17 protein-coding genes and 1 tRNA gene are annotated in these 23,695 nt (G+C 37.4%); 9 read left to right on the top strand and 9 right to left on the bottom strand.

Translation table 11 applies throughout. The features are described 5' to 3' along the window. Positions 1-18 precede the first annotated feature (18 nt). The 3 genes from FB2170_RS11740 (at position 19) to FB2170_RS11730 (ending at position 2,867) form a co-directional block, all read left to right on the top strand. Positions 19-867, top strand: coding sequence for a hypothetical protein (locus tag FB2170_RS11740; protein ID WP_013306774.1), 849 nt, complete (start codon positions 19-21; stop codon positions 865-867). 134 nt (positions 868-1,001) lie between these two features. Further along, positions 1,002-1,676, top strand: a complete 675-nt coding sequence (locus FB2170_RS11735) for an SGNH/GDSL hydrolase family protein (protein WP_013306773.1) — start codon at positions 1,002-1,004, stop codon at positions 1,674-1,676. 3 nt (positions 1,677-1,679) lie between these two features. Then, complete coding sequence (locus tag FB2170_RS11730; protein ID WP_013306772.1) at positions 1,680-2,867, top strand: heparan-alpha-glucosaminide N-acetyltransferase domain-containing protein; 1,188 nt, start codon at positions 1,680-1,682, stop codon at positions 2,865-2,867. 121 nt (positions 2,868-2,988) lie between these two features. Here the strand turns inward: FB2170_RS11730 and FB2170_RS11725 are convergent, their stop codons facing one another. Both FB2170_RS11725 and FB2170_RS11720 read right to left on the bottom strand, forming a co-directional pair. Then, on the bottom strand, positions 2,989-4,317 hold the full coding sequence (locus tag FB2170_RS11725; RefSeq protein WP_013306771.1) for a Gfo/Idh/MocA family protein: 1,329 nt from the start codon (positions 4,315-4,317) through the stop codon (positions 2,989-2,991). 52 nt (positions 4,318-4,369) lie between these two features. After that, a complete protein-coding gene (locus tag FB2170_RS11720) occupies positions 4,370-5,200 on the bottom strand; it encodes a fumarylacetoacetate hydrolase family protein (RefSeq protein WP_013306770.1) in 831 nt (276 codons plus the stop codon). Positions 5,201-5,378: 178 nt separating this feature from the next. On the opposite strand from FB2170_RS11720, the gene uxuA reads away from it, so the two are divergent. Next, positions 5,379-6,587, top strand: a complete 1,209-nt coding sequence (gene uxuA / locus FB2170_RS11715; protein ID WP_013306769.1) for a mannonate dehydratase — start codon at positions 5,379-5,381, stop codon at positions 6,585-6,587. A gap of 2 nt (positions 6,588-6,589) precedes the next feature. Here uxuA and uxaC read toward each other — a convergent pair whose 3' ends face one another. Continuing rightward, the gene (uxaC, locus tag FB2170_RS11710) at positions 6,590-7,999 is read right to left on the bottom strand and encodes a glucuronate isomerase (RefSeq protein WP_013306768.1); all 1,410 of its coding nucleotides are present in this window, start codon (positions 7,997-7,999) and stop codon (positions 6,590-6,592) included. A 31-nt stretch (positions 8,000-8,030) separates the two neighbouring features. Beyond that, a complete protein-coding gene (locus FB2170_RS11705) occupies positions 8,031-9,608 on the bottom strand; it encodes a sulfatase (RefSeq protein WP_013306767.1) in 1,578 nt (525 codons plus the stop codon). Between the two features lie 109 nt (positions 9,609-9,717). On the opposite strand from FB2170_RS11705, the gene FB2170_RS11700 reads away from it, so the two are divergent. The 3 genes from FB2170_RS11700 (at position 9,718) to FB2170_RS11690 (ending at position 15,722) form a co-directional block, all read left to right on the top strand. Next, positions 9,718-10,116, top strand: coding sequence for a hypothetical protein (locus FB2170_RS11700; protein ID WP_013306766.1), 399 nt, complete (start codon positions 9,718-9,720; stop codon positions 10,114-10,116). Between the two features lie 69 nt (positions 10,117-10,185). Next, positions 10,186-14,517: a CusA/CzcA family heavy metal efflux RND transporter gene (locus tag FB2170_RS11695; RefSeq protein ID WP_013306765.1), complete on the top strand. Its 4,332-nt coding sequence runs from the start codon at positions 10,186-10,188 to the stop codon at positions 14,515-14,517. 59 nt (positions 14,518-14,576) lie between these two features. Next, positions 14,577-15,722 carry an efflux RND transporter periplasmic adaptor subunit gene (locus tag FB2170_RS11690; protein ID WP_041633195.1) on the top strand — a complete coding sequence of 382 codons (1,146 nt, stop codon included), beginning with the start codon at positions 14,577-14,579 and terminating at the stop codon, positions 15,720-15,722. A gap of 45 nt (positions 15,723-15,767) precedes the next feature. On the opposite strand, the gene FB2170_RS11685 is transcribed toward FB2170_RS11690, so the two are convergent. The 4 genes from FB2170_RS11685 to FB2170_RS11670 form a co-directional block, all read right to left on the bottom strand. After that, a complete protein-coding gene (locus FB2170_RS11685) occupies positions 15,768-17,018 on the bottom strand; it encodes an NAD(P)/FAD-dependent oxidoreductase (protein ID WP_013306763.1) in 1,251 nt (416 codons plus the stop codon). A 1-nt stretch (position 17,019) separates the two neighbouring features. Then, positions 17,020-18,027, bottom strand: a complete 1,008-nt coding sequence (locus tag FB2170_RS11680) for a 4-hydroxyproline epimerase (RefSeq protein WP_013306762.1) — start codon at positions 18,025-18,027, stop codon at positions 17,020-17,022. Positions 18,028-18,038: 11 nt separating this feature from the next. Beyond that, positions 18,039-19,622: an aldehyde dehydrogenase (NADP(+)) gene (locus FB2170_RS11675; RefSeq protein ID WP_013306761.1), complete on the bottom strand. Its 1,584-nt coding sequence runs from the start codon at positions 19,620-19,622 to the stop codon at positions 18,039-18,041. A gap of 96 nt (positions 19,623-19,718) precedes the next feature. Continuing rightward, positions 19,719-20,636: a dihydrodipicolinate synthase family protein gene (locus FB2170_RS11670; protein ID WP_041633194.1), complete on the bottom strand. Its 918-nt coding sequence runs from the start codon at positions 20,634-20,636 to the stop codon at positions 19,719-19,721. Positions 20,637-20,784: 148 nt separating this feature from the next. Between FB2170_RS11670 and FB2170_RS11665 the strand changes: the two genes are divergently transcribed. Next, positions 20,785-21,627, top strand: a complete 843-nt coding sequence (locus tag FB2170_RS11665; protein ID WP_013306759.1) for an AraC family transcriptional regulator — start codon at positions 20,785-20,787, stop codon at positions 21,625-21,627. A gap of 81 nt (positions 21,628-21,708) precedes the next feature. Further along, complete coding sequence (locus FB2170_RS11660; protein ID WP_013306758.1) at positions 21,709-23,268, top strand: M28 family metallopeptidase; 1,560 nt, start codon at positions 21,709-21,711, stop codon at positions 23,266-23,268. Between the two features lie 56 nt (positions 23,269-23,324). Here the strand turns inward: FB2170_RS11660 and FB2170_RS11655 are convergent. Beyond that, positions 23,325-23,400, bottom strand: a tRNA-His gene (locus FB2170_RS11655). Positions 23,401-23,695: the final 295 nt, after the last annotated feature.

Below are 23,695 nucleotides of genomic sequence, written 5' to 3'. Positions count from 1 at the left end.
GTATAAATCCCAAACGTTATGAAAACTAAAATTATTTATGCACTATTGGCTCTTACGTTAGTATTTGCTGTTTCATGCAACAAGTCTGATGATAACGATGATTTACAGAACGAAGCCTTACAATTACCCCCATTTGAATCTATGGCCATTGATTTAGGCAATTTTCTCGATGATTCGGCATCCGGCAAACAAGCTTCGACAGCCAAAGTTGGTGGAAATTGGCTGTATCCACGATTGGTTGTTGGAATTTGGAACACTGCCCTTTTTACAAATTTGGCGGTACCCGTAGCCTCTTTTAGTAGCGCGTTTAAACATAAAGCAGAGTTTCTAGGAGAAAATACTTGGCAATGGGAGTATACTGTTGATGGATTTACAAGCGAATATACAGCAAGGCTCACTGGTGAATTGATGACCGACGAGGTTGTCTGGAAAATGTATGTGACCAAAGCTGGAGTTGGCTCTTTTGATGAATTCCTATGGTTTTCAGGGGTCTCAGATCTTGATGGTAAAAGTGGAGCATGGACATTGTACCAAAGTCATGAACGACCAAATCGTATGATAGATATTGAATGGAGTATAGAAAATGAAGAAATAGGCAGTATAAAATATACTTGGGTACGTGAAATGAATGACGATGGTATAGCCGATACTTTTAAAGACAGTTATTTGGAATACGGTTTACAAGAAGGTGATTATGATGTTTTCTATGACCTTCATGTGTATGATTTACAAATGGAAGATTTTGTAGATGTTAGTATTGAATGGAACAGTAGCATGTATAATGGTCGAGTAATGGCTCCTTCCCACTTCGAAGATGAACTTTGGCATTGCTGGGACACCGATGGTGAAGATATTGAATGTGAGTAATCTTTTTATATATTAGTGTTGAAGCCCTGACCATATGGTCAGGGCTTTTTGTTTGCCAATATTTCTTAAAGTAACATATTTCATTATCTTTATTTACTCATCACGCAGACCATTTATATTAGAAAACTGACTCAATGAAATTCAAAATTTTAATTATTTTCCTTTTCATGATAGGAATTACCAATGCCCAGGACTGGGCCAATTTAGAACATTTTAGAGCTGCCAATGAGAAAATTGCGCCACCTAACGAAAACGAGAACCGAGTAGTTTTTATGGGAAACTCAATTACAATAGGTTGGTTACATTCCATGCCCGAATACTTTGAAAACAAACCTTATATCAACCGTGGAATCGGAGGTCAAACCACACCTCAGATGCTTGTGCGTTTTAGGCAAGATGTAATAGCCCTTCAACCCAAAGTTGTGGTAATTCTAGCCGGTACCAATGATATTGCTGGAAACACAGGTCCTTCGACACTGGAAATGATTGCCGACAATATAAAATCAATGGCTGAGCTTGCAAAAGGTAATGATATCAAGGTCGTACTCTCTTCTACCCTGCCGGCATACGATTATCCCTGGAAACCTGGGCTTGAACCTGCCAATAAAATAATATCCCTGAATAAGATGTTGAAAGATTATGCCTCAACCAATGGGCATATATATCTTGATTATTTTTCATCAATGGCGGATGAGCGAAATGGTTTACCCAAAAAATACGCTGAAGATGAAGTCCATCCAACAAGACTAGGCTATGAAGTTATGGCTCCACTTGCCGAAATGGCTATTGCCAAAGCATTAGAGAATTAATTTATGGAGAAATCAAAAACCTTGCGTATAGCATCAATTGATGTTTTACGTGCGCTCACCATGCTATTGATGATTTGGGTGAACGATTTTTGGACGCTGACCCAGGTTCCTAAATGGCTTACTCATGCTAAACCCAATGAAGATTACCTCGGGTTTTCAGATATAATCTTTCCCCTTTTTCTCTTTATTGTAGGCCTAAGTATTCCATTCGCCATTAATAATAGAATGGCCAAGGGCGAACCTAGGTCTATCATGTTCAAACATATCGTAATTAGGTCAATTTCTTTATTGATCATAGGCGTGTTTATGGTCAACTATGAAACCCATCATGAAGTTTTAGGGTTGGGAAAATGGTTATGGTGCTTGATAATGGCCATAGGGGTTTCACTTATATGGATGTTATGGAAAAAAAGCCCTATTCCTCGAAAATGGCATAATTATCTTCAAATGTTAGGCTGGATTATTTTAATTGGGCTTGCTTTTTTGTACAAAGGCGGATCCGATGGTGAAGAAATGATGAGTCCTCAATGGTGGGGTATACTTGGATTAATTGGTTGGGCTTATTCAATTAATGCCATAGCGTATCTTTTCACTAAAGAAAATTTAATGTTACTAGTATTTATGTGGCTGATATTCAATATTTTATCGGTTGCAGCTGTCACGGGTTATTTAAATAACATTCCTTCTTCATTCTCTTATTTTTCTACTTGGTATTCTGGAACAATACCTGCATTTACAACGGCAGGAATCATTGCTTCACTCATTTTTCAAAAAGTCTCCAAAGAAAGCATGGCAAAGGCATTGTCGATACTTTCTGTTTTAGGAATATTAAATATTGCAACTGGTTTACTTACTAGGCATTTTTGGGGAATATCTAAAGTGCCGGGAACTCCTTCTTGGCTTATGGTCTGTACCGGAATTGGTTTTTTGTCATTCGTTGTTCTTTATTACCTCATCGATATCAAAAAACAGAGTTCTTGGGCAAAAGTCATTGTTCCCGCAGGTACGGCAACCCTAACCTGCTATTTGATTCCGTACTTCTCCTACCCCATTCGAAATTTAACCGGTATTGAATTACCTGAATTTTTGAATGATGGGACAATAGGACTTGTTGGTTCTTTTTGTTTTGCCCTTTTGGTAGTGGTTTTTACAGGGTGGTTGCAAAAGAAAGGATTCACATTAAAACTCTAACAAGTTTTTTGTGCTAAAGACCTAGCTTTAAAAGCTTAGCGAATTAAATATCCACCAAGAATCTAATTCTTGATGGATATTTAGATAGAAATAATTTGGTAAAATATGTCCTAAATCATAATTAATATTCTCTGTTTTCTCTGTGCCGCATGGCATTTGCCTCTGCATCACCTTTAAATTGCTCTTTAGAAGGATCCCATTCCAAATCACGACCCAATTGATAAGCAATATTCGCAATGTTGCAAATAGTTGCAGATCTATGTCCGGTTTCGGCATCACAAATTGGCTGTGTTCTATTCTTAATTGAATCTAACCAATCTTGATAGTGGTTGCCATGTGTATTATAAAGGCGAATATCAGAATCTTTTAATTCTGCCGTTTTTATATTCAATGGGTCAGTCTCAAAAAAACTACGGCTTATATCCATCGAACCTTCACTACCTATAAAACGAACTCCCCAACCTCTTCCAAAATCCTCGTGAACCATTTCAACACCATTTGCATAGAACATTCGTAATCCACGAACTGAGGTTTTATCTGCAGGTGGTATATATCTCACGGGGCCTGTCTTATCCATACCCAGAGCCCATTGGGCAATATCGAACATATGGGCACCCCAATCACAAAGTATGCCTCCTCCTACTTCCTTGAACAATCTAAAGTCTGGCCAAAAATCTACATCGTTACGGGACGGAGCCAATCTATGGTTATATGGTAAAAGTGGAGCTGGACCACACCAACTATTCCAATTCAATTCTTTTGGTACTGGTTCTTCCTCCATATTATAATCTACAGCAGGATCACCAACATTTACCAATACTTTACTAATATCACCTAAATAGCCATTACGAACCAGTTCGCATGCTTTTCTAAAATTATCACCAGAACGTTGCATACTTCCGGTTTGTAAAATCTTCCCAGTTCTTTCAGTTGCTTTCACAAGGTCCATCCCTTCTGTGATTCTATGTGTCAAGGGTTTTTCGCAATAAACATCCTTACCGGCTTCCATGGCATCAATGGCCTGTATGGCATGCCAATGATCAGGGGTTGCAATGACCACTGCATCAATATCCTTTCTGGCCAATAGTTCTTTATAATCCGAATAGCTTGTAAGCCCCTTGTATTTTTTAACTTTTCTTTCTTTTGCATAAAGCTTCCCAACGTGTTTTTCAAAAGCGGCGGTTTTTGTAGTCCAAACATCACAACCCGCAACTATTTGTGAACTGGTACTATCAACGAAGCGCCTTGCTAGGCCATTAGTCTGTTTTCCCAAACCTATAAAACCTAAATTAATCTTATCACTTGGAGCAATGAATCCTTGGCCCAACACATGTCTAGGTATAATACTGATGGCCCCGACGGTCAATGCCGTGCTTGAAATAAACTTTCTTCGTGACAACGGAGCTAATACCTGTTCCGATTTTTGTTTTTTAGATTTTGATTTTTCCATCCTATCCTGTTTTTCTATTCTATATTAAAATTTCATATCATTCATTAAACTATCAGGCCACAAAATTTGTCAACATACCTATTGGTTCTATACTTATTCTAATTTCATCCCGACTTCTAAGGGTAAAATCATCTGGTGGCACTATCCCAGTTCCTGTCATTAAGAAGCATCCTTTAGGAAACTTGCATTCCCTAAATAAAAACCCCACCAACTCTTCGTGCTTTCTTTTCATATTATCAATAGAAACGTCTCCTTCGAAAATAACTTCAGATTCTCGGAGAATTTGCATTGAAATAATTGTTTTAGGGTCAATCGGTTTTTGAGGAACATAAATGCAAGGGCCTAATGCCGCACAACCATCATAGGTTTTGGCTTGTGGTAAGTAGAGTGGGTTCTCCCCTTCAATACTTCGTGAGCTCATGTCATTTCCTATAGTGTATCCTTCAATACTTCCAATTGAACTCACGAAAAGTGTTAATTCTGGTTCCGGAACATTCCAATTTGAGTCTTGTCTAATTCGAACAAATTCCTTGTCACCCACAATCCTATTGGCCATAGCCTTGAAAAATAACTCTGGCCTTTCTGCATCGTAAACTTTATCGTAAAAACTACCTCCACCTGTTTTTTCTGATTCGTGCTTTCTTGCTTCGCGACTTCGCTTATATGTTACGCCAGAAGCCCAAATTTCATGGCTCCCTATTGGTTTTAACACATCTTTCCCAAGATCTTGTAACTCTAAAGGATCAAGGTTCTCTATTTCATTTTGAATTAAACTGTGCAGTCCTACTCTATTCATAAAGCTATCCCAGTCCGATTGTACAGCCCTATAAAATTGATTGCCTTTTTTAATTATTATACCTTGTTTGGTTTTGAAAACCTTCACTTTTTGTTGGTTATGAAGTATTTATTCTGCGTAAACGGCGTATAAATAAAGATACGAATTTGCACTTATTATTTCAAGTTAGAATCATATAACTTGTCATTCTTCTTCAGATTAAATGTTATATATTTAGAATTCTTACAAGAGTGTGGTATCAGAACCAAATCTTAAATATTTATAAATGAATATGCTTCAAACATGGCGATGGTATGGTCCAAGTGATCCAGTGAGTCTTAAAGATATAAAACAGGCTGGTGCAGTTGGGATTGTAAATGCCTTACATCATATTCCAAACGGGGAAGTTTGGTCTATTTCTGAAATTGAAAAAAGAAAAAAAGAAATAGAAATAAACGGATTGGTTTGGTCTGTTGTTGAATCATTGCCAATTCACGAAAATATCAAAACGCGATCAGGCGATTACAAACAACATATTGAAAACTATAAAATTAGTCTTCGGAACTTAGCTCAATGTGGTATTCATGTGGTCTGCTATAATTTTATGCCCGTCTTGGATTGGACGCGAACAAGTCTTGATTATTTGGTAAATGATGGATCTAAAGCTTTGGCCTTTAACAAAGACGCCCTTGCTGCTTTTGACATTCATATTCTCAAGCGGCCTGAGGCACAAGCAAGTTATAGTAAAGAAAGAATAAAAAGTGCCACGACATACTTTGAGAATATGTCCGAAACTGATATATGGGAACTTGTAAAAACTATTATAGCAGGTCTTCCAGGTTCTTCTGAAGGGTATCCAGTTCCTGAAAAAGGTTTTGATCTAGGCAAATTTCAAACTATTCTAGATACCTATTCCAATATCGGCGAAAAGGAAATGCGGGATAATTTGGTTTATTTTCTGTCGGAAATAATTTCAACCGCGGATGAGTATTCAATGAAAATGTGCATACACCCTGATGACCCACCATTTCCAATTCTAGGGTTACCTAGAATTATGAGCACGGAAGACGATTATGCCTATATTTTCGAAAAGGTAAAATCAATCAATAATGGAATAACTTTTTGTACAGGTTCATTAGGGGCTAGAGCCGACAATAATCTTCCTGGTATGTTGGATAGGTTTGCAGACCGTATTCATTTTTTGCACTTGCGAAGTACGAAAAGAGATAACAAAGGTAATTTTCACGAAGCAAATCATTTAGAAGGAGATGTTGATATGTATGAAATTATCAAAAGAGTTCTTTTAGAACAAGAACGTCGCCAAAAGGTGGGGAGAAAAGATATTGCCATACCAATGAGACCGGATCATGGCCATCAAATGTTGGATGATTTAAAGAAAACTACCAATCCAGGATACTCAGCCATCGGTAGGCTTCGTGGACTTGCAGAGTTAAGAGGGCTGGAAATGGGTATTCTTAAATCTCTTTTTAGCTAAAACTAAGCTCGAGGGAAATTGAAATAGTCTTTTGCATTATAATAGCAAATATCTTGGACTATTTTACCCAGCCACTTTTCATCAGCAGGTAATTCGCCTCTTTCAACATCTTGTCCAATGAGGTTACAAAGAACCCTTCTAAAATATTCATGCCTAGGAAATGAAAGAAAACTTCTAGAGTCAGTTAGCATACCCACAAAACAACTTAACAAACCTATATTTGACAGCGTATTCAATTGCTTCTCCATTCCATCTTTTTGATCTAAAAACCACCAAGCTGCACCATATTGTACCTTTCCTTTAATACTCCCATCATTGAAATTTCCCGCCATAGTTGCAAAAGCCTCGTTATCTGAAGGATTTAAATTATAAATAATGGTCTTTGATAATTGATCACTGCTGTCCAATTCATTTAAAAAACTACTTAAAGCCCTCATTTGCGAAAAATCTCCTATAGAGTCAAATCCGGTATCGGCTCCTAGCTGTGATAACAAGCGTTTGTTATTATCCCTAATCGCTCCCAAATGATACTGCTGCACCCATCCCTTCTTATGATAACATTTACTCAAGAACAACAAAGTTTCTGCTTTAAAGTAGGAAATCTCTTCTTTCGTAAGCTGTTTATTGTCCTTTAACTTTTTAAACAAGATGTTACAATCAAGTTTCTTAGTAGAGAAATGATATAATTGTTCAAGACCATGATCCGCAATTCTTGATCCTTTTGAATGAAAGAAATCAATTCGATTTTCCAGCGCGGTTAAAAGGTCATCATAGTTTTTAATAGTAAAGTTTACAGTTTCGGATAATGCGTCAATATAGTTTAAATAGACTTTGGGGCTTTCAACCCCATAAGCTTTATCCGGCCTAAAAGCTGGATAGACATTTAGCGAGCCATTGTTGCTTTTTATTCTTTCATGATACTCCAATGAATCGATAGGGTCATCTGTTGTGCATAGTGTTTCCACATTTTGCTGTTGTAGTAACCCCACGGTATGATGGGTACGGTTTTGTAACTTTTCCGAGGTTTCTTGATATATCGCATTCGCATTTTGTTCAGAAAGTAATTCCGAAATACCAAAATAACGTTGTAACTCAAGATGAGCCCAATGATACAAAGGGTTTCTCATAGTAAATGGAACAGTACTCGACCATTTACTAAACTTTTCTTTATCACTCGCAGCCCCGGTGATAAACCTTTCATTCACACCCAAAGCACGCATAGCCCTCCATTTATAATGATCACCTGCCAACCATACTTGGCTAATATTCTCGAAGACTCTATTTTTACATATTTCTTTAGGCGATAAGTGATTGTGATAATCTATGATTGGTAAGTTCTTTGCATGATCATGGAATAATACTTTGCCAAAATCATTCTGTAAAAGAAAATCTTCAGAAATAAATGTTTTCATTCAATGGTATTTTGAAGTAATTAACTGAACGTTACTTAAATTCTTTATCTAATATGGGCCGCATTACATCAAAACCAGCATCGGCGTCTTTGTATTTTAAGCGTTCTTCAATAATCGCCTTTTTCATTTCAGCAATTATTGATGCGTACTGCGCTTCACCATAGGAGTTGTGCATTTCCTTAGGGTCTTTTTCTAAATCAAAAAACTCCCAAACGGGCTCGGTAGTCTCTTTGGATGTTCCTTTCATCCCCAAATCCTGACCATAGAAAAAGGCCAATTTATAACGTTCATTGCGAACACCAAAATGTGCAGGCCTATCAGGGCTATGTAACCAATACCTATAATACATTTGCTTACGCCAGTTTTCGGGAGTCTTACCTTTGAGGTTAGACCTAAAGCTCTTGCCTTGTATATAATCTGGTTTTTCTATACCGGCATAATCTGCCAATAACGCAGCAAAGTCTATATTAAGAATAATATCATCAATCCTCTTCCCTTCTCTTATTTCTTTTGGATATCGTATTACAAATGGCATTCTAAGCGATTCTTCATAGATCATACGCTTATCAAAAAAACCATGCTCTCCTAAGAAATAACCCTGATCGGCAGTATAGACCACAATGGTGTTATCCGCAATTCCTTGATCTTCAAGATAGTCCAACAACTTGCCAATGTTGTCATCTATAGCAGCGCCACAACGCATAAAATCCTTTACTAATTTTTGATAGATTTTTTTACGTTTTTGAATACTATCAAGACCTTCCAAAGGATATGGCAATCCAGGATAGGATGTCCAAAATGTTTCCGGGTTTTCTGTTGCCTTATCCCACCGCGCACCAAGTCTTTCCAGTGTTTGGCCATGAAAAGTGCGTCCTGTGTTATTTGGGTCAAAATCCAACAGACTTTCAGGTTCTGGTATTTCAATATTTTTATAAAGGTCATTGTACCTTTCCGGATATTCAAATGGTTCATGTGTTGCTTTGAAATTACAGAACATCATAAAAGGTTTTTCTTTATCTCGCTTTTGTAGATGTTCAATTGTCAAATCTGCAATTACATCCGTAGAAAACCCCTTATATTCCTTCCCAGTACTACTGTCATATCCATCACTCCAATTATCTTCACTTTTTAAAATGGGGTTCCAATACCTTCCCTGACCTGGCAGTACATTATAATAATCAAAACCTTCAGGTTTTCCCACCAAATGCCATTTACCAATCACAGCAGTCTGATAACCATTTTCAGATAACGTTCGTGCTATATTGGGGTGATTTCTGGGCAAAGGTTCGCTTAACGTATAGACTTGGTTCATATGACTGTACTGTCCAGTTAAAATACTTGCCCTACTGGGAGTACATATGCTATTGGTACAAAATGCATTGTTCAAGACCGTACCCTCATTGGCTAAACGATCTATAGTTGGGGTCTTAACATAATCGGCCAAAATACCCCCATAAATACCCCATGCTTGTGAGGTGTGGTCATCCGAGAGGATAAACAAAATATTTGGCCTTTCATTCTCTTCAATAACCTTTTGGGACTTACAGGAATTGATTGTTAATATGGCACCCAATAAACCAATGCCAAATACAAGTAGTCGTATTTTCATGAATTTTACAATTGAATTTAATGTTAACAATATATGAAAGTTTAACCGCAAAAGTTGCAATCAGAACTGATATATATTAATATGAAATATTCATTATCTTTGTAAGGCGATGGCCAAGTTTTTCTCCATATCATTATCTTTTTTAATTCTTTTCCAAAGTTTCAATTTGGATTTGACTGATTTGGCACATATTGACGAGTTGATTGAACATGCTCAGTTTCATTCGGAAAAGTACGGTGACAACTTCTTTGTGTTCATTTCAAAGCATTATGGAGAAATGGAAAAAGAACATAAGGCCGAGCATCAGGAAGAAAAAGATGAGCATGAAGAACTGCCATTCAACCATCATTGTTGCTCACACATTTTTACGGCTTTTGTTCATAACAAAACACAGCTTCCTGAACATAAAACAGTTCCTGTTGCCGACTATACGGCCAATTTCTTTTATATAGACAATTATAATTCCCTTGAAAAAACAGATATTTTTCAGCCCCCAAAAAACTCATAATCCATTTTGATTTAGTTCCTCTATGCCCACAGGTCATAGATGCTTTGTATCACCTTCGAATAAAGGATTATGTTATCAAAAATTATACAATTCAGTATAAAGAACAAATTGATAGTTCTTTTACTAACTCTTTTTATAGTTTGTTTTGGGATTTACTCCCTTACTCAAATCTCAATTGGTGCAGTTCCAGATGTAACCAATAATCAAGTGCAGGTCATAACCACCTCACAAAACCTTTCAACACAGGATATAGAGCAGTTCATTACCTATCCAGTAGAGCTGGAAATGGCCAATTTACCTGGTGTTGTTGAAATTCGTTCAATCTCAAAGTTTGGCTTATCAGTTGTAACTATCGTCTTTGAGGACGACATGGGTACCTATCTTCCACGCCAATTGATTGCCGAAAAAATAAAATCAGCTTCTGAAAAAATCCCTGAAGATTTTGGAACCCCTGAAATGGGACCCATAACAACCGGACTAGGTGAAATCTATCAATATATATTGGATACTAAACCAGGATACAAAGACCAATACTCGGCGATGGATCTGCGTACCATCCAAGATTGGATCGTTAAACGACAACTATCAGGAATCCCCGGCGTGGTAGAAGTGAATACGTGGGGCGGTTTTTTAAAGCAGTATGAAGTTGCGATTAACACCCAAAAACTAAATGCGATGAATATTACCATCGGCGAAGTTTTTGAAGCACTTGAAAACAATAATAGTGTTGCAGGTGGTGGCTATATTGAAAAAACGAACCAAGCATTTTTTATTAGGGGTGAAGGATTGATTTCTTCCCTTGAAGATATTGAGAATATTGTTGTCAAGAATGTTGACGGAATCCCAATTCTAGTCAAGAATATTGCAAATGTTGGGTTTGGAAGTGCTACCCGTTTTGGTGCGATAACGGGGAATGGTGAAGGTGAAAAAGTGCTTGGACAAGTAATGATGCTTAAAGATGCCAATTCTAAACAGGTCATTGATGCGGTTAAAGCGCGTGTTGAATCAATTTCGAAAACCTTGCCAGAAGGGGTTTATATTAATCCTTTTTTAGAGCGTAGTGAGCTTATTGGAAAAACCACCTTTACAGTAGCTGAAAACCTTATTTTGGGGTGTTTGATCGTTATCTTCGTTGTTGTTCTATTATTGGGGAATTTTAGGTCGGGATTAGTAGTAGCTTCAGTTATTCCTCTTTGTTTATTGTTTGCATTATCTTTTATGTATTTGTTCGGGGTTGATGCCAATTTAATGAGTCTAGGGGCCATAGATTTTGGGATAATCATTGACGGAGCAGTCATAATTGTAGAATTTATAGCCTTCCAGATAACATCCAAGCGAATGGAATTGGAGCGATTATCACCGGCAGAACTTGCTCACGCCAAAGACAGAATTACATTTAATGGTGCATCCAAGATGATGAATTCAGCAATTTTCGGGCAACTGATCATCCTAATTGTTTTCATTCCCATTCTATCTCTAAGTGGTGTTGAAGGCAAAATGTTCAAACCAATGGCATTGACATTCAGCTTTGCGCTTATAGGGGCCATGCTTCTATGTTTTACCTATGTCCCGGTCATTTCAACACTGATACTGAAGCCTACCAAAGTGTCGGATAAGAATATTTCGATACGATTGATGCGGTTTTTACGTAAAGTATATGAACCGGTCATCGAGTGGGCATTGGCCAGTAAAAAATTGGTGTTGGGAATTGCAACGTTTTTGTTGGCGTTTTCCATATACCTATTTACAACCATGGGCGGAGAGTTCGTACCCACTTTGGATGAAGGTGACTTCGTAATACAGCCTATTCTAAAAACAGGGACCTCATTGAGTAAAACAGTTGAAACCACAACAAAAATTGAACAAATTCTATTGGATGAATTTCCTGAAGTTGAACAGGTTGTAACAAGAATAGGTGCTGCAGAAGTTCCTACAGACCCAATGTCTATGGAAGAGACCGATGTTATCATAACCCTACAACCAAAAAAGGAGTGGGTATCGGCATCTTCTAAAGATGAATTGGCTGATAAATTCAAGGAAGCATTGGGGATTATTCCAGGAATGGAGGTTGAATTCACCCAACCAATTGAGATGCGCTTTAATGAATTGATAACCGGTGTTCGCGCGGATATCGCCATCAAAGTCTTTGGAGAAGATTTGGACATCCTCAATAAAAAAGGGAATGAAATCAAAAGATTGATTGAAGGTGTTGATGGGGCAGCTGATATAAGCGTTGAAAAAGTTGCAGGATTACCACAAATGAACATCAAGTTCGACAGAGCTAAAATCGCACGCTACGGGCTAAACATCAATGATTTGAATAAATTGATTTCGATGGGTTTTGCAGGCACAAATTTAGGAAGTGTCTTCGAAGGAGAGAAACGTTTTGACCTCACCCTACGACTGGATGATAATAGTAGAAAGGATATAGATGATATTAAAAACCTCTATGTTGATTTGCCTGCTGGCGGCAAAATTCCGTTAAGTGAACTCGCACAAATATCATATACCAAAGGAGCTGCAAAAATATCAAGAGATGATACAAAACGAAGAATTGTAGTTGGTATCAATGTTCGTAACAGGGATTTACAATCTGTTGTTACTGATGTTCAAAATCTAATCGAGTCTAACCTAAAACTGCCAGTAGGGTATACCATTACTTATGGGGGGCAGTTCGAAAACTTGCAAAGTGCCAAAGACAGATTAAAAATAGCTGTGCCCATTGCTCTGCTATTGATTTTCCTATTACTCTTCTTTGCTTTTAAATCAGTAAAAGAGGCATTGATGATTTACTCCGCCATTCCGTTAGCAGCCGTTGGGGGGGTGTTTTTTCTTTGGATAAGGGATATGCCTTTCAGTATTTCTGCCGGAGTAGGCTTTATCGCTCTTTTTGGAATTGCTGTTTTAAATGGAATTGTCATGATAGAACACTTTAAAGAACTTAAACTTCAAGGAATGAATGATACCGAAGAACGAATAAAAAAAGGTTCAAAAGATAGGTTAAGGGCGGTGCTTTTGACTGCTTCAGCCGCGGCTCTAGGTTTCTTGCCCATGGCAATTTCTACGAGTGCAGGAGCCGAGGTACAACGACCATTGGCCACTGTGGTCATTGGTGGTTTGATTACCGCTACAATACTCACACTTGTCGTGTTGCCAGTACTCTATTCAATTTTTGAGAATAAAAATGAGATAAAGAAAATCCTCAAAAAGAAACCTGCCAAGGTTTTATCAATTCTTTTGATGCTTGGTACGTTGTCGGTAAATGCACAGGAGAGAGGATTTGACTTTGAGCAGATTAGAAGTTTGGCATTGGAAAATAATGCCGGGCTAAAAGCAGCAGCGCTAAAAGTTGATGAATCAAAAGCCCTTATCGGAAGCGCCTTTGATTTTGAAAAGACCGAGATATTCTATCAATATGACCAAAATAATTTGGCATTCAATAATGAACCTCTCAAAGTTTATGGTATTCAGCAGAACATATTGTTTCCTACACTGTATTTCAAAAGCAGGCAAATAAACAAGATGAGCACAGCCATTGAAAACAGTCTATATGACATTCAAGAACAACAGCTTGAGCATGAAATAGCTTCCGCCTATTACGAGCTTTTATATACCCGTGAAAAAAGACAAGTTTATAAATATTTAGACAGCGTATATCAAAAGTTCGCTCAGGCTTCTCTACGTAGATTTGAGTTGGGCGAAACCAATTATCTGGAAAAGATAACTGCTCAGGCCAAACATAAAGAGCTCCGTGCCCTTTTTAATCAAGCTAAGGAAGATATTACCATAGCCTTTTCAAGGCTTCAAAAAATAACCCAAGTGGATTCTTTGTTGAAGATTGCAGTGATGCCCCTTAAAAAACTGCAAGTCACCAAAAATGATATTTCATTGAATGCCGGTATTTCTCTTTATAATAAAAGAAATGAATTGTTCCGAGCTAAAAGTGGATTGGAAAAACAACGTCTTTTACCTGATATAAGCTTTGAGTACTTTCAAGGAACCAACTCGGGCCTTGGTGAAAACCTTTATGGATATCAGGTTGGTCTCAAAATTCCACTATTATTCAGTGGCAACTCGTCCAAAATCAAAGCTGCCAACATTGCCAAAGAAATAGCCTCTGAGCAATCCAATGAGTATACAAATAGACTCCTATTGAAAAAAGAAGAATTAATGGGAGAGCTTCAGAAGTATGAAGAAGCCCTGTCTTATTACCAAGTTGATGGGCAAAGCCTTTCGGATGAAATTCTAAAAACGGCATCCTTAAGCTATAAAAATGGAGAAATAGACTTCTTTCAATATATACAGAGTTTGGAAAATGCATACCGTTTAACTCTATCGTATTTAGAAAACCTGAACAATTATAATCAAACGGTTATCGCAATAAATCATTTGACATTATGAAAAATAAGCAGTGTATAATGATTAATAGATTTTCGAATAAACAAATTAAAACAATAGACATGAAACAAATTTTATACATAACCTTTTTTGTTTTTGCATTTCAGCTCACTTCATGCGGAGAAAATGCGAGCAAAACTGAAAGTGGCTCTGAAAGTGAAGTGACTTCCGACGATTCGGTAATTCAAATTACAAAGGAACAGTTTAATGACAGTAGAATGGAGCTTGGCACATTGAGCGAACAATCATTTCCTAAAATCGTACAAACCACAGGTATGATAGATGTACCACCATCGAATAAGGCAATTATAAGTTCATTCGCCGGCGGGTATGTCAAAAACAGTAATTTGCTCATTGGAGATAAAGTGAAAAAGGGTCAGGTCCTGGCAACTTTAGAAAATCCAGAATTTGTCGAGATCCAACAGGAATATCTTGAATCAGCCCAGAAATTGAAATATTTAAAATCTGAATATAATCGTCAAAAAACCCTAGTCGAGGAACAGATAAGCTCACAAAAAAACTTTCTAAAAGCTGAGAGCGATTACAAAAGTACTTTAGCAATTTACAATGGTCTTAAGAAAAAGCTACAGATGCTCAATATCAATATACAAAATGTTGAAGCGGGAAAAATGAGCTCAATCATTACGCTATATGCCCCGATTCATGGCAGCATAACAAGATTGAATGTGAGTAAAGGTACATTTGTATCTCCTGCAGATGAGATTATGGAAATAATCAATACAGATCATGTGCATGTGGAACTTTCTGTATTTGAAAAAGATATTCTTAAAGTAAAAGAGGGACAGAGAATTATGTTCAAGGTTCCCGAAGCAGTTGAGCAAACCTATGAAGCCGAAGTACATTTAGTTGGAACGTCGATTGACCCAAAAAACCGTACCGTTAAAGTTCATGGTCACTTGGCAAATGATGAAAACAACAACTTTGCAGTAGGTATGTTTGTTGATGCCCAGATAATAACAGAATCAATCTCTGGAACAGCCATACCAGAGGACGCTATTATTACAATTGATGATAAACAGTATGTACTTCTAAAAAAATCAGACGAAAACGAACAATTAGGGTTTAAACAACAAGAAGTGGAAACCGGAAGCACTTTCAATGGTTTCACAATGCTTAAAAACGAAAATCTGTTTTCAAAAAATGATAGTTTTCTTATAAAAGGAGGGTTCAGCCTTTTAGGTGAATAAAACTGTTATGATTGATTTTGAGCTTAAAATAAAATCTAGCAAAGACTAGAATTTTCTATGAGGAGCAAACGCACTAATATCTAGAGAAGTCTTTTTATTGTTAACGATTTCCGATACCAATTTACCAGTAGCTGGTCCTAAACTCCAGCCCATCATGGCATGACCAGTGGCAAAAGTCAAGTTATTGATTGTATCGCATTTACCAATATATGGTAACCCGTCTGGGGAGACCGGTCGCATTCCACTTTTTGCATCTTCCAATTCATCTTGGCTGATTGTTATTTCAGGATAAAAATCTCGCGCAGCATTTCCAATGGCTTTGACACGCTCTTTCTTAATAATGGAATTTATTCCTGAAAATTCCATCGTCCCTGCAAAGCGAGTGAAACCTTTCATAGGTGTTACGGCTACCTTGGCTTCCAGCAATATTGCGGGGAGATTAATTCCAGTTGGCCTGTCCACATTAACCCTATATCCTTTTCCAGCCTGAATGGGTAACTTAATATTCAATTTTTTTGATATAATGCCACTCCAGGATCCTGCGGCCAAAATAACCTCATCAGCAGTATAGGTGCCTTTTGCAGTTTTGATTTCAGAAATATTGCTTCCACTCAAAGTGATATCCAAGATTTCCTCATTCGTCTTAATGGAAACACTTTTTTCCTTTAAATATTCGAGCATTTTAGGCATAAACTCCGTCGGGGTCATATGCCTATCACATTTGTAATGAATGGCTCCCTTGGCATCAATCTCAACATTGGGTTCAATAGCATCCAGTTGTTGTTTATTCAACAATGAAACTTCCAATCCTAAATACTTCGCTTTTTCTGCTACCGTCATTTCTTCTTCTCCGGCAGCATCAGTCTTATAAAGCATTAATAGCCCTTTACGTTCTAATTGAAAATCACCCAAATCATTTGATGATTTTAAATCTTCAAACAAATCCCTACTTAAGAGGTTGATATCCTTTATAACAGGAATCGCCCTTTCTACTTTTTCATTGGTTGAGGCCCTATGGAAGTACCAGGACCACTTGAAAAAATCCAAATCAAAACGAGGTTTCATATAAAATGGACTCGAAGAATTGAACATCCATTTTATTCCCTTGGCAATCATACCGGGTGAGGCAATGGGAATGATATGACTAGGGGTTAAGTAACCAGCATTTACAAAAGATGCTCCGGAAGTAATATCCGACTTATCAATTACAGTGACCCGGTGGCCCTCTTTACTTAAATAATAAGCAGAGCAAAGTCCGATTATCCCCCCTCCTATTACAATAACATTCTTACTCATACTAAATTACCTGAAAACCATGTGCATATGGGTCATCATCATCAATACTGATGGTGTTATGACCATAAATTCTCGCCCATCCTTGAATACTTGGAATAATGGCTGGTATACCATTTAGAGTAACTTCTTCTTCTACCCTACCAATAAATTGGGACCCGATATAACTCTCATGAATAAACTCTTCGCCTATCTTTAGTTTCCCTTTTGCATGCCACTGGGCCAATCTTGCCGATGTGCCTGTACCACATGGAGAACGGTCGATTGCCTTATCACCATAGAAAACGGCGTTTCTGGCAGTTGCGTTCGGAGAAATTGTATCTCCCGTCCACAACATGTGACTTACACCATTGATGGTTTCATTCTCGGGATGAACAAACATGCTAGGAAACTTTTTATTGATCTTATCGCGAATTTCCTGACTATACTGGATCAACTTACTCGCTGTAAAATCCTGAATTCCTGGAAAATTCTTTTGGGGATCAACGATAGCGTAAAAATTGCCACCGTACGAAACATCAAAAACCAATTCGCCAAGTTCGGAGCAATCAATTGTCAAATCAGTGGCCGCCAAATATGATTTCACATTAGTGAGTTTCACCCAATCTACCTTATTTTTCGTTTGTTGGTATTCTACCTGAACCAGTCCGGCAGGTGTCTCCATTCGTACTTTTCCAGGAGTTTTAGGTTTTAACAACCCTTCTTCTATTCCAATAGTGATTGAACCTATGGTACCGTGACCACACATGGGCAAACAGCCACTAGTCTCAATAAACAGAATACCAAAATCATTTTCAGGATTTGAAGGGGGATAAAAAATACTACCACTCATCATATCGTGACCTCGCGGTTCAAACATCAAGCCTTTTCGTATCCAGTCATACTCCTTTAGAAAGTGTTGGCGTTTTTCACTCATGTTATCACCCAACAATTCTGGACCTCCTTTCGATACAACTCTAACGGGATTCCCACAGGTATGAGCATCAATACAAGTAAACGTAGTACGACCCATTTTGAATAAAATTAGATAGTATCCTTGGTTTGAACATTATTCACCAGTCTTGTAATACCAAGAGGGTTGGAGTTTTGTAATTCTTCCGGTAATTGCCCATTTGGCCAGTCCTGAAAGCTTATTGGTCTCACCCATCTTTTTATAGAATGAATCCCCACTGCCGTAAAACGACTATCTGTGGATGAAGGATAAGGACCACCATGGTGCATTGAGGGGCAAACATCCACTCCTGTGGGAACACCGTTGTATATTAATCTTCCAACTCTATTTTGTAATGCACCAACGACACCGGAATAATTCCTCAATTCGTTTTCTTCAGCAATAATAGTACCTGTAAGCTGTCCTTCAAGTTTTGATATAATCTGCTCCAATTGAGCGGCATTTTCACATTGAACGACTATGGAATATGGTCCAAATACTTCTTGATGTAAAGTTGAATTAGACAAGAATGTACTGCCCTCAACCGTCGTGACCGTTTGTCTTGCATAATTTGTCTTTACCTCGGTACCATAATCGGCTACCACTTTCAACCCATCTTGGGAAACTGCTTTTTGCTTATTGTTTTCATATGCTCCTATAATATTCGGATGTAGCATGCATGAAGGTTCTATTTTGACAATTTCATTCGAAATGTCCTGAATAAACCCGGTTAGAGCATCCCCTTTAATTCCCAAAATCAAACCTGGGTTCGTACAAAACTGACCGGTTCCTAAAGTGATAGACCCAGCATAAGTTTTTGCTAAACTCGCCCCTCTTTCTTTTACAGCTTCTGGTAAGATAACTACTGGATTAACACTTCCCATTTCAGCAAAAACTGGAATGGGTTCTTCGCGCTGAGAAGCTAGATCAAACAAAGCCCTTCCTCCTCGAATGCTACCTGTAAAACCAACTGCTTTAACTCCTGGGTGTTTTACCAATGCCACACCTACTTCAATACCGCTGCTGTTTAGATTGGAGAATACACCATTTGGCATATCAGTTTTTTTTATGGCATTCACAATTGCACATGCCACCAATTCACTTGTACCCGCGTGCATGGGGTGTGACTTTACAATAACAGGGCAGCCCGCAGCCAAGGCCGCAGCCGTGTCACCGCCTGCAGTAGAATAAGCCAAGGGGAAATTACTGGCTCCAAAAACAACTACAGGGCCTAGGGGCATCATCATTTTTCGTAAATCAGGTTTTGGTATAGGTGTTCTATCAGGAATAGCAGTATCGATTGTAGCTTCAACCCAGGAACCATCAGCCACCAAGGTTGCAAAAGAACGCAATTGACCAACAGTTCTACCCCTCTCGCCCAGTGCTCTTCCTTCTGGTAATCCAGTTTCGGAACAATAGGTTTTAATCAACTTATCATCCAAAGCTAAAATCTCATCAGCTATTGCATTTAAAAAACCTGCTTTTTTAGAACCTGAAATTTTATTGAATTCTTTATATGCCTCTTTAGCTAAGTTAACCGCTGCATTGATTTCATCTTCCGTGGCCTCAACAAAAGTTGAATCATTTTCTTTGTTCAGTTGAGGGTTAAAAGTTGTATATGTTTTAGAACCTTTTGCGGATAAATCGTTCCCAATATAATTCTTTCCTGTAATCATTTTCAAACTAGTGTTATGTGAATAAATCAATGGAATACCAATGTATAGAAATATTCTCTCATACAAGGTATTCCATTAAAAAAAGGTGTATTTATACTAAACCAGTGCCATATAATCTGGCAAAGCTGGCCTTGTTCTTAGGCCCTCTTCTATAATTTTCAATACTCTTTCGCGTTCAGCTCCATGTAGTGGCAATCTTGGAGCTCTAACCACTTCAGTTCCTATCCCTGTACCTACCTCTGCCAACTTTATATTTTGTACCAATTGAGGGCTAATGTCCAATTCCAACAAAGGCAAAAACCATCTGTAGATATTTATAGCCTCTTGTACTCGGTTAGCTTTGACCAATTCATGAATGGCTACAGTCTCTGCCGGAAACGCACAAACTAAGCCAGCTACCCATCCGTCAGCTCCCATAAGTATACTTTCCAATGCCAAAGTATCTACGCCACAAAGCACTTTTAACCTATTTCCAAATCTGTTTTTAATCCTTGTAATATTTGAAATATCACGAGTAGATTCTTTAACAGCTTCAATATTTTCACATTCGAGGAGTTCTTCGAACATATCCAAAGTAACCTCAATTTTATAATCAATAGGATTGTTATAAATCATTATAGGCAAATCCGTACTATTGGCAACCTCTTTGAAGTAAACAACAGTTTCATGGTCCGTTGCATTATATCTCATAGGTGGTAACATCATTAAACCACTTGCCCCATATTCTTTAGCTCTTTGAGCTGCCAAGATCGCATCTTTTGTGCTTTGCTCAGCAATATTAATAATTACCGGTACTCGACCAGAAACTATTGCAACCGTTTCCTGTATTAAAATTCTCTTCTCATCATCTGTCAAGGTACTGGCTTCGCCCAAAGTTCCACCAAGAATAATACCACTGACACCGGCACTAAGCTGTGCTTCTATATTAACACGAAACATGTTCAAATCTAATGTGTCATCTGCATTGAACTTAGTCGTTACTGCTGGCATTACGCCTTCCCATTGTACTTTCATAGTTATGATTTTTAGGTAAATATTGGGCAAAATTACATAACAAAGCATGGTCATAGTTAAATTAATATTATCCAAATATATGCGTATTTTACCCCTTATTGCATATTTTATGGTTAATTAGTTATTAATATTTACATATTTTTGTAATATGAAAGTGCTGCCTTTTAAAATTCCTAAACCACTTAACCAAAATTTGATAGTTCAGGTTGATGAATCGAAAATGTTCTACAATCAATTGCATCAACATGAAGAACTACAGCTAAGTTTAGTCGTTAGGGGATCGGGAAAAATGATTGTTGGGGACAGTGTACACCAATTTTCTGCTGGTGACTTTTTTGTAATTGGCTCAAATTGTCCACATCTGTTTCAAAGTGAAGAATCTACAGAAAGTGTAAAAATGATATCACTATTCTTTACCAGCTCTTCATTCGGAAATGATTTTTTTAACCTCCCGGATCTAAGTGATTTAAGATCTTTTTTTGATCAATCTACAAATGGCTTTTCCTTAACAAGTAATCAACTAGAAGTCAGTGAATTAATGAACGAGATTCCCAAACAAGATAAACTTACCCGCTTTATAAAACTACTAGGGCTTTTAAAAATCGTCAATAAATCGGAAAGGAGAGTACTGACGAATTTCATCAATCCAAAAAAAATAGGAACACGGGATGGCCAACGTCTTCAGATAGTATATGACTTTGTTATTAATAACTTTCAAAATGAGATTAGTTTAAATACAGTTTCAGAACTTGTATTTATGACACCAAACGCATTTTGTCGCTTTTTTAAGGTTAGAACCAATAAAACACTCTTTCAGTTTTTAATTGAATTAAGACTTGAGCATGCTTGTCAATTATTGCAGCATTCAGGTTTGTCAATTGCAGAAATCGCCGAGCAATCAGGGTTTAATTCGATTTCAAATTTTAATAGACAATTTAAATCTCAAAAAGGAATATCCCCTTCTCTATTCATCAAGAACAATCAAGCTTAGAGGTGATTTTGTCTTTGGTTAAGCTGTATAAAAAGAATAACGTTCTTTTCGCTATTTTTGAGTGTTATAAATAAATAATAAATGAAAAACATACTTCTTATTTTTCTTGCCTTGGCCATGTCCTGTAATTCTTCACAGAAGGCTGTTCCTGAAAATTCCTCGAATAGTATAAAAGAAGAGCCTTCGGTAACATTTGCTAAAACAATTACTGAGGATGAATTAAAAGAGCATTTGTTTGAATATGCCTCTGATAAATATGAAGGGCGTGAGACGGGTGAACCAGGGCAAAAAATGGCTTCCGAATATATCAAAAAAGAATATATGGCCCTTGGTATTTCTTCTGCAAAAAGTGATGGGGATTATTATCAAAACGTACCTCTAGAGTACAAAGGAATCCCTGAAGGATCCATCGTCATAAATGGTGAAACATATGGTTTAGGGGTAGACGTTTTGGCTTTTTCCGCTGCCGTAGGAACATTTAGTAACATTGTATATGCTGGTTTCGGAATTGAAGACGAAAACTATAGCGATTTCACTAACATAGATATCAACGGAAAACTAGTACTTGTAAAGTTTGGCGAGCCTAAAAATTCTGATGGTACATATACAGTTTCAGGAACCAATAAAAAATCTAAATGGAGCTCAATGTCAGATGCCATAGGCAAGCGCACCAAAGCCATAATTGATAATGGTGGATTGGGTATGATATATGTTGACCAAAGTAACTTTGGAAGATTCGAGAGCTACTTTAATAGGATGAAAAAAAGGGGGTCGGGAAATTTATCAGTGAAAGCAAACAATGCCGATTTCATCAATATTATTTTGAATAACAAAACCGGAACGGCAATAATGCCCGAAATAACAAAAACAAAAGAACCGAGAATTTTAGATACAGAATTGATTTTAAATCTTTCAACCGAGAGTAATAACGTTGATTCTGAAAATGTAGTTGCTTATATAGAAGGATCAAGTAAACCAAATGAATACGTTGTAATCTCCTCCCATTTAGATCATATTGGGGTAACAAAGAATGGAGAAATAAACAATGGTGCCGATGATGATGGGTCTGGTACCGTGGCCTTATTGGAAATTGCTGAAGCTTTTAAACAAGCTGAAAAAGCTGGTCAAAAGCCTAAAAGATCTATTGTATTTCTTCATGTTACTGGAGAGGAAAAAGGACTTTTAGGATCTAAATACTATACAGACAATGATCCTATTTTCCCCTTGCAACAAACAGTCGCCAATTTGAATATAGATATGATAGGTAGGATTGACCCTAAGCGCGAAGGTGATAGAAACTACATTTATCTAATTGGGTCAGACAAACTAAGTACTGATTTGCATAATCTTTCAGAGGCCGTGAACAAAAAGTATGCGAACATTGAACTGGATTATACCTACAATGATGAAAACGACCCTAATCGCTTTTACTACCGAAGTGATCACTACAATTTTGCGAAGAACAATATTCCGATTATCTTCTATTTTAATGGTACTCATGATGACTATCATAGACCAAGTGATACGGCCGATAAAATAAACTATGATTTACTTGAAAACAGATCTCGATTAATATTCCATACTGCTTGGGAAATAGCCAATCGCGATCAGAAAGTAATTGTGGATAAGTCAACTAAGTAAATTAAAATTATAACGTACAAAAAAAGCCTTGTCAATTGACAAGGCTTTTGCTTTTTGGGTGGAAGACGGGATTCGAACCCGCGACCCTCGGTACCACAAACCGATGCTCTAACCAACTGAGCTACAACCACCATTTGTAAGCGGTGGCAAAGTTAATTTTTTTTCACTGATCTTTCCAACTAAAACGAAGTATATTTTTTACATAAAAATCAAAGCCTATTTATACGTCCCTTTACAAAACGCCCATTGAAGATTTACTAAGTAGCGAAATCATCGACCAAATGCAGACTTTTATAGATGTAACACACAAAAAATGGCGTTTCACAACATTTCTTTTTAATCCGAATATTGGACATTTATTTTTACTTTTTGAACATTCTATGTGTTTTAAATCCAAAACTGTTTAAACAGAAGATAAAATAAACCC

The organism is Maribacter sp. HTCC2170, assembly GCF_000153165.2.
Taxonomy (GTDB): Bacteria; Bacteroidota; Bacteroidia; order Flavobacteriales; family Flavobacteriaceae; genus Maribacter_A.
Note: the sequence above shows the minus strand (reverse complement) of the source record. Positions and strands in the feature narration are given on the sequence as shown.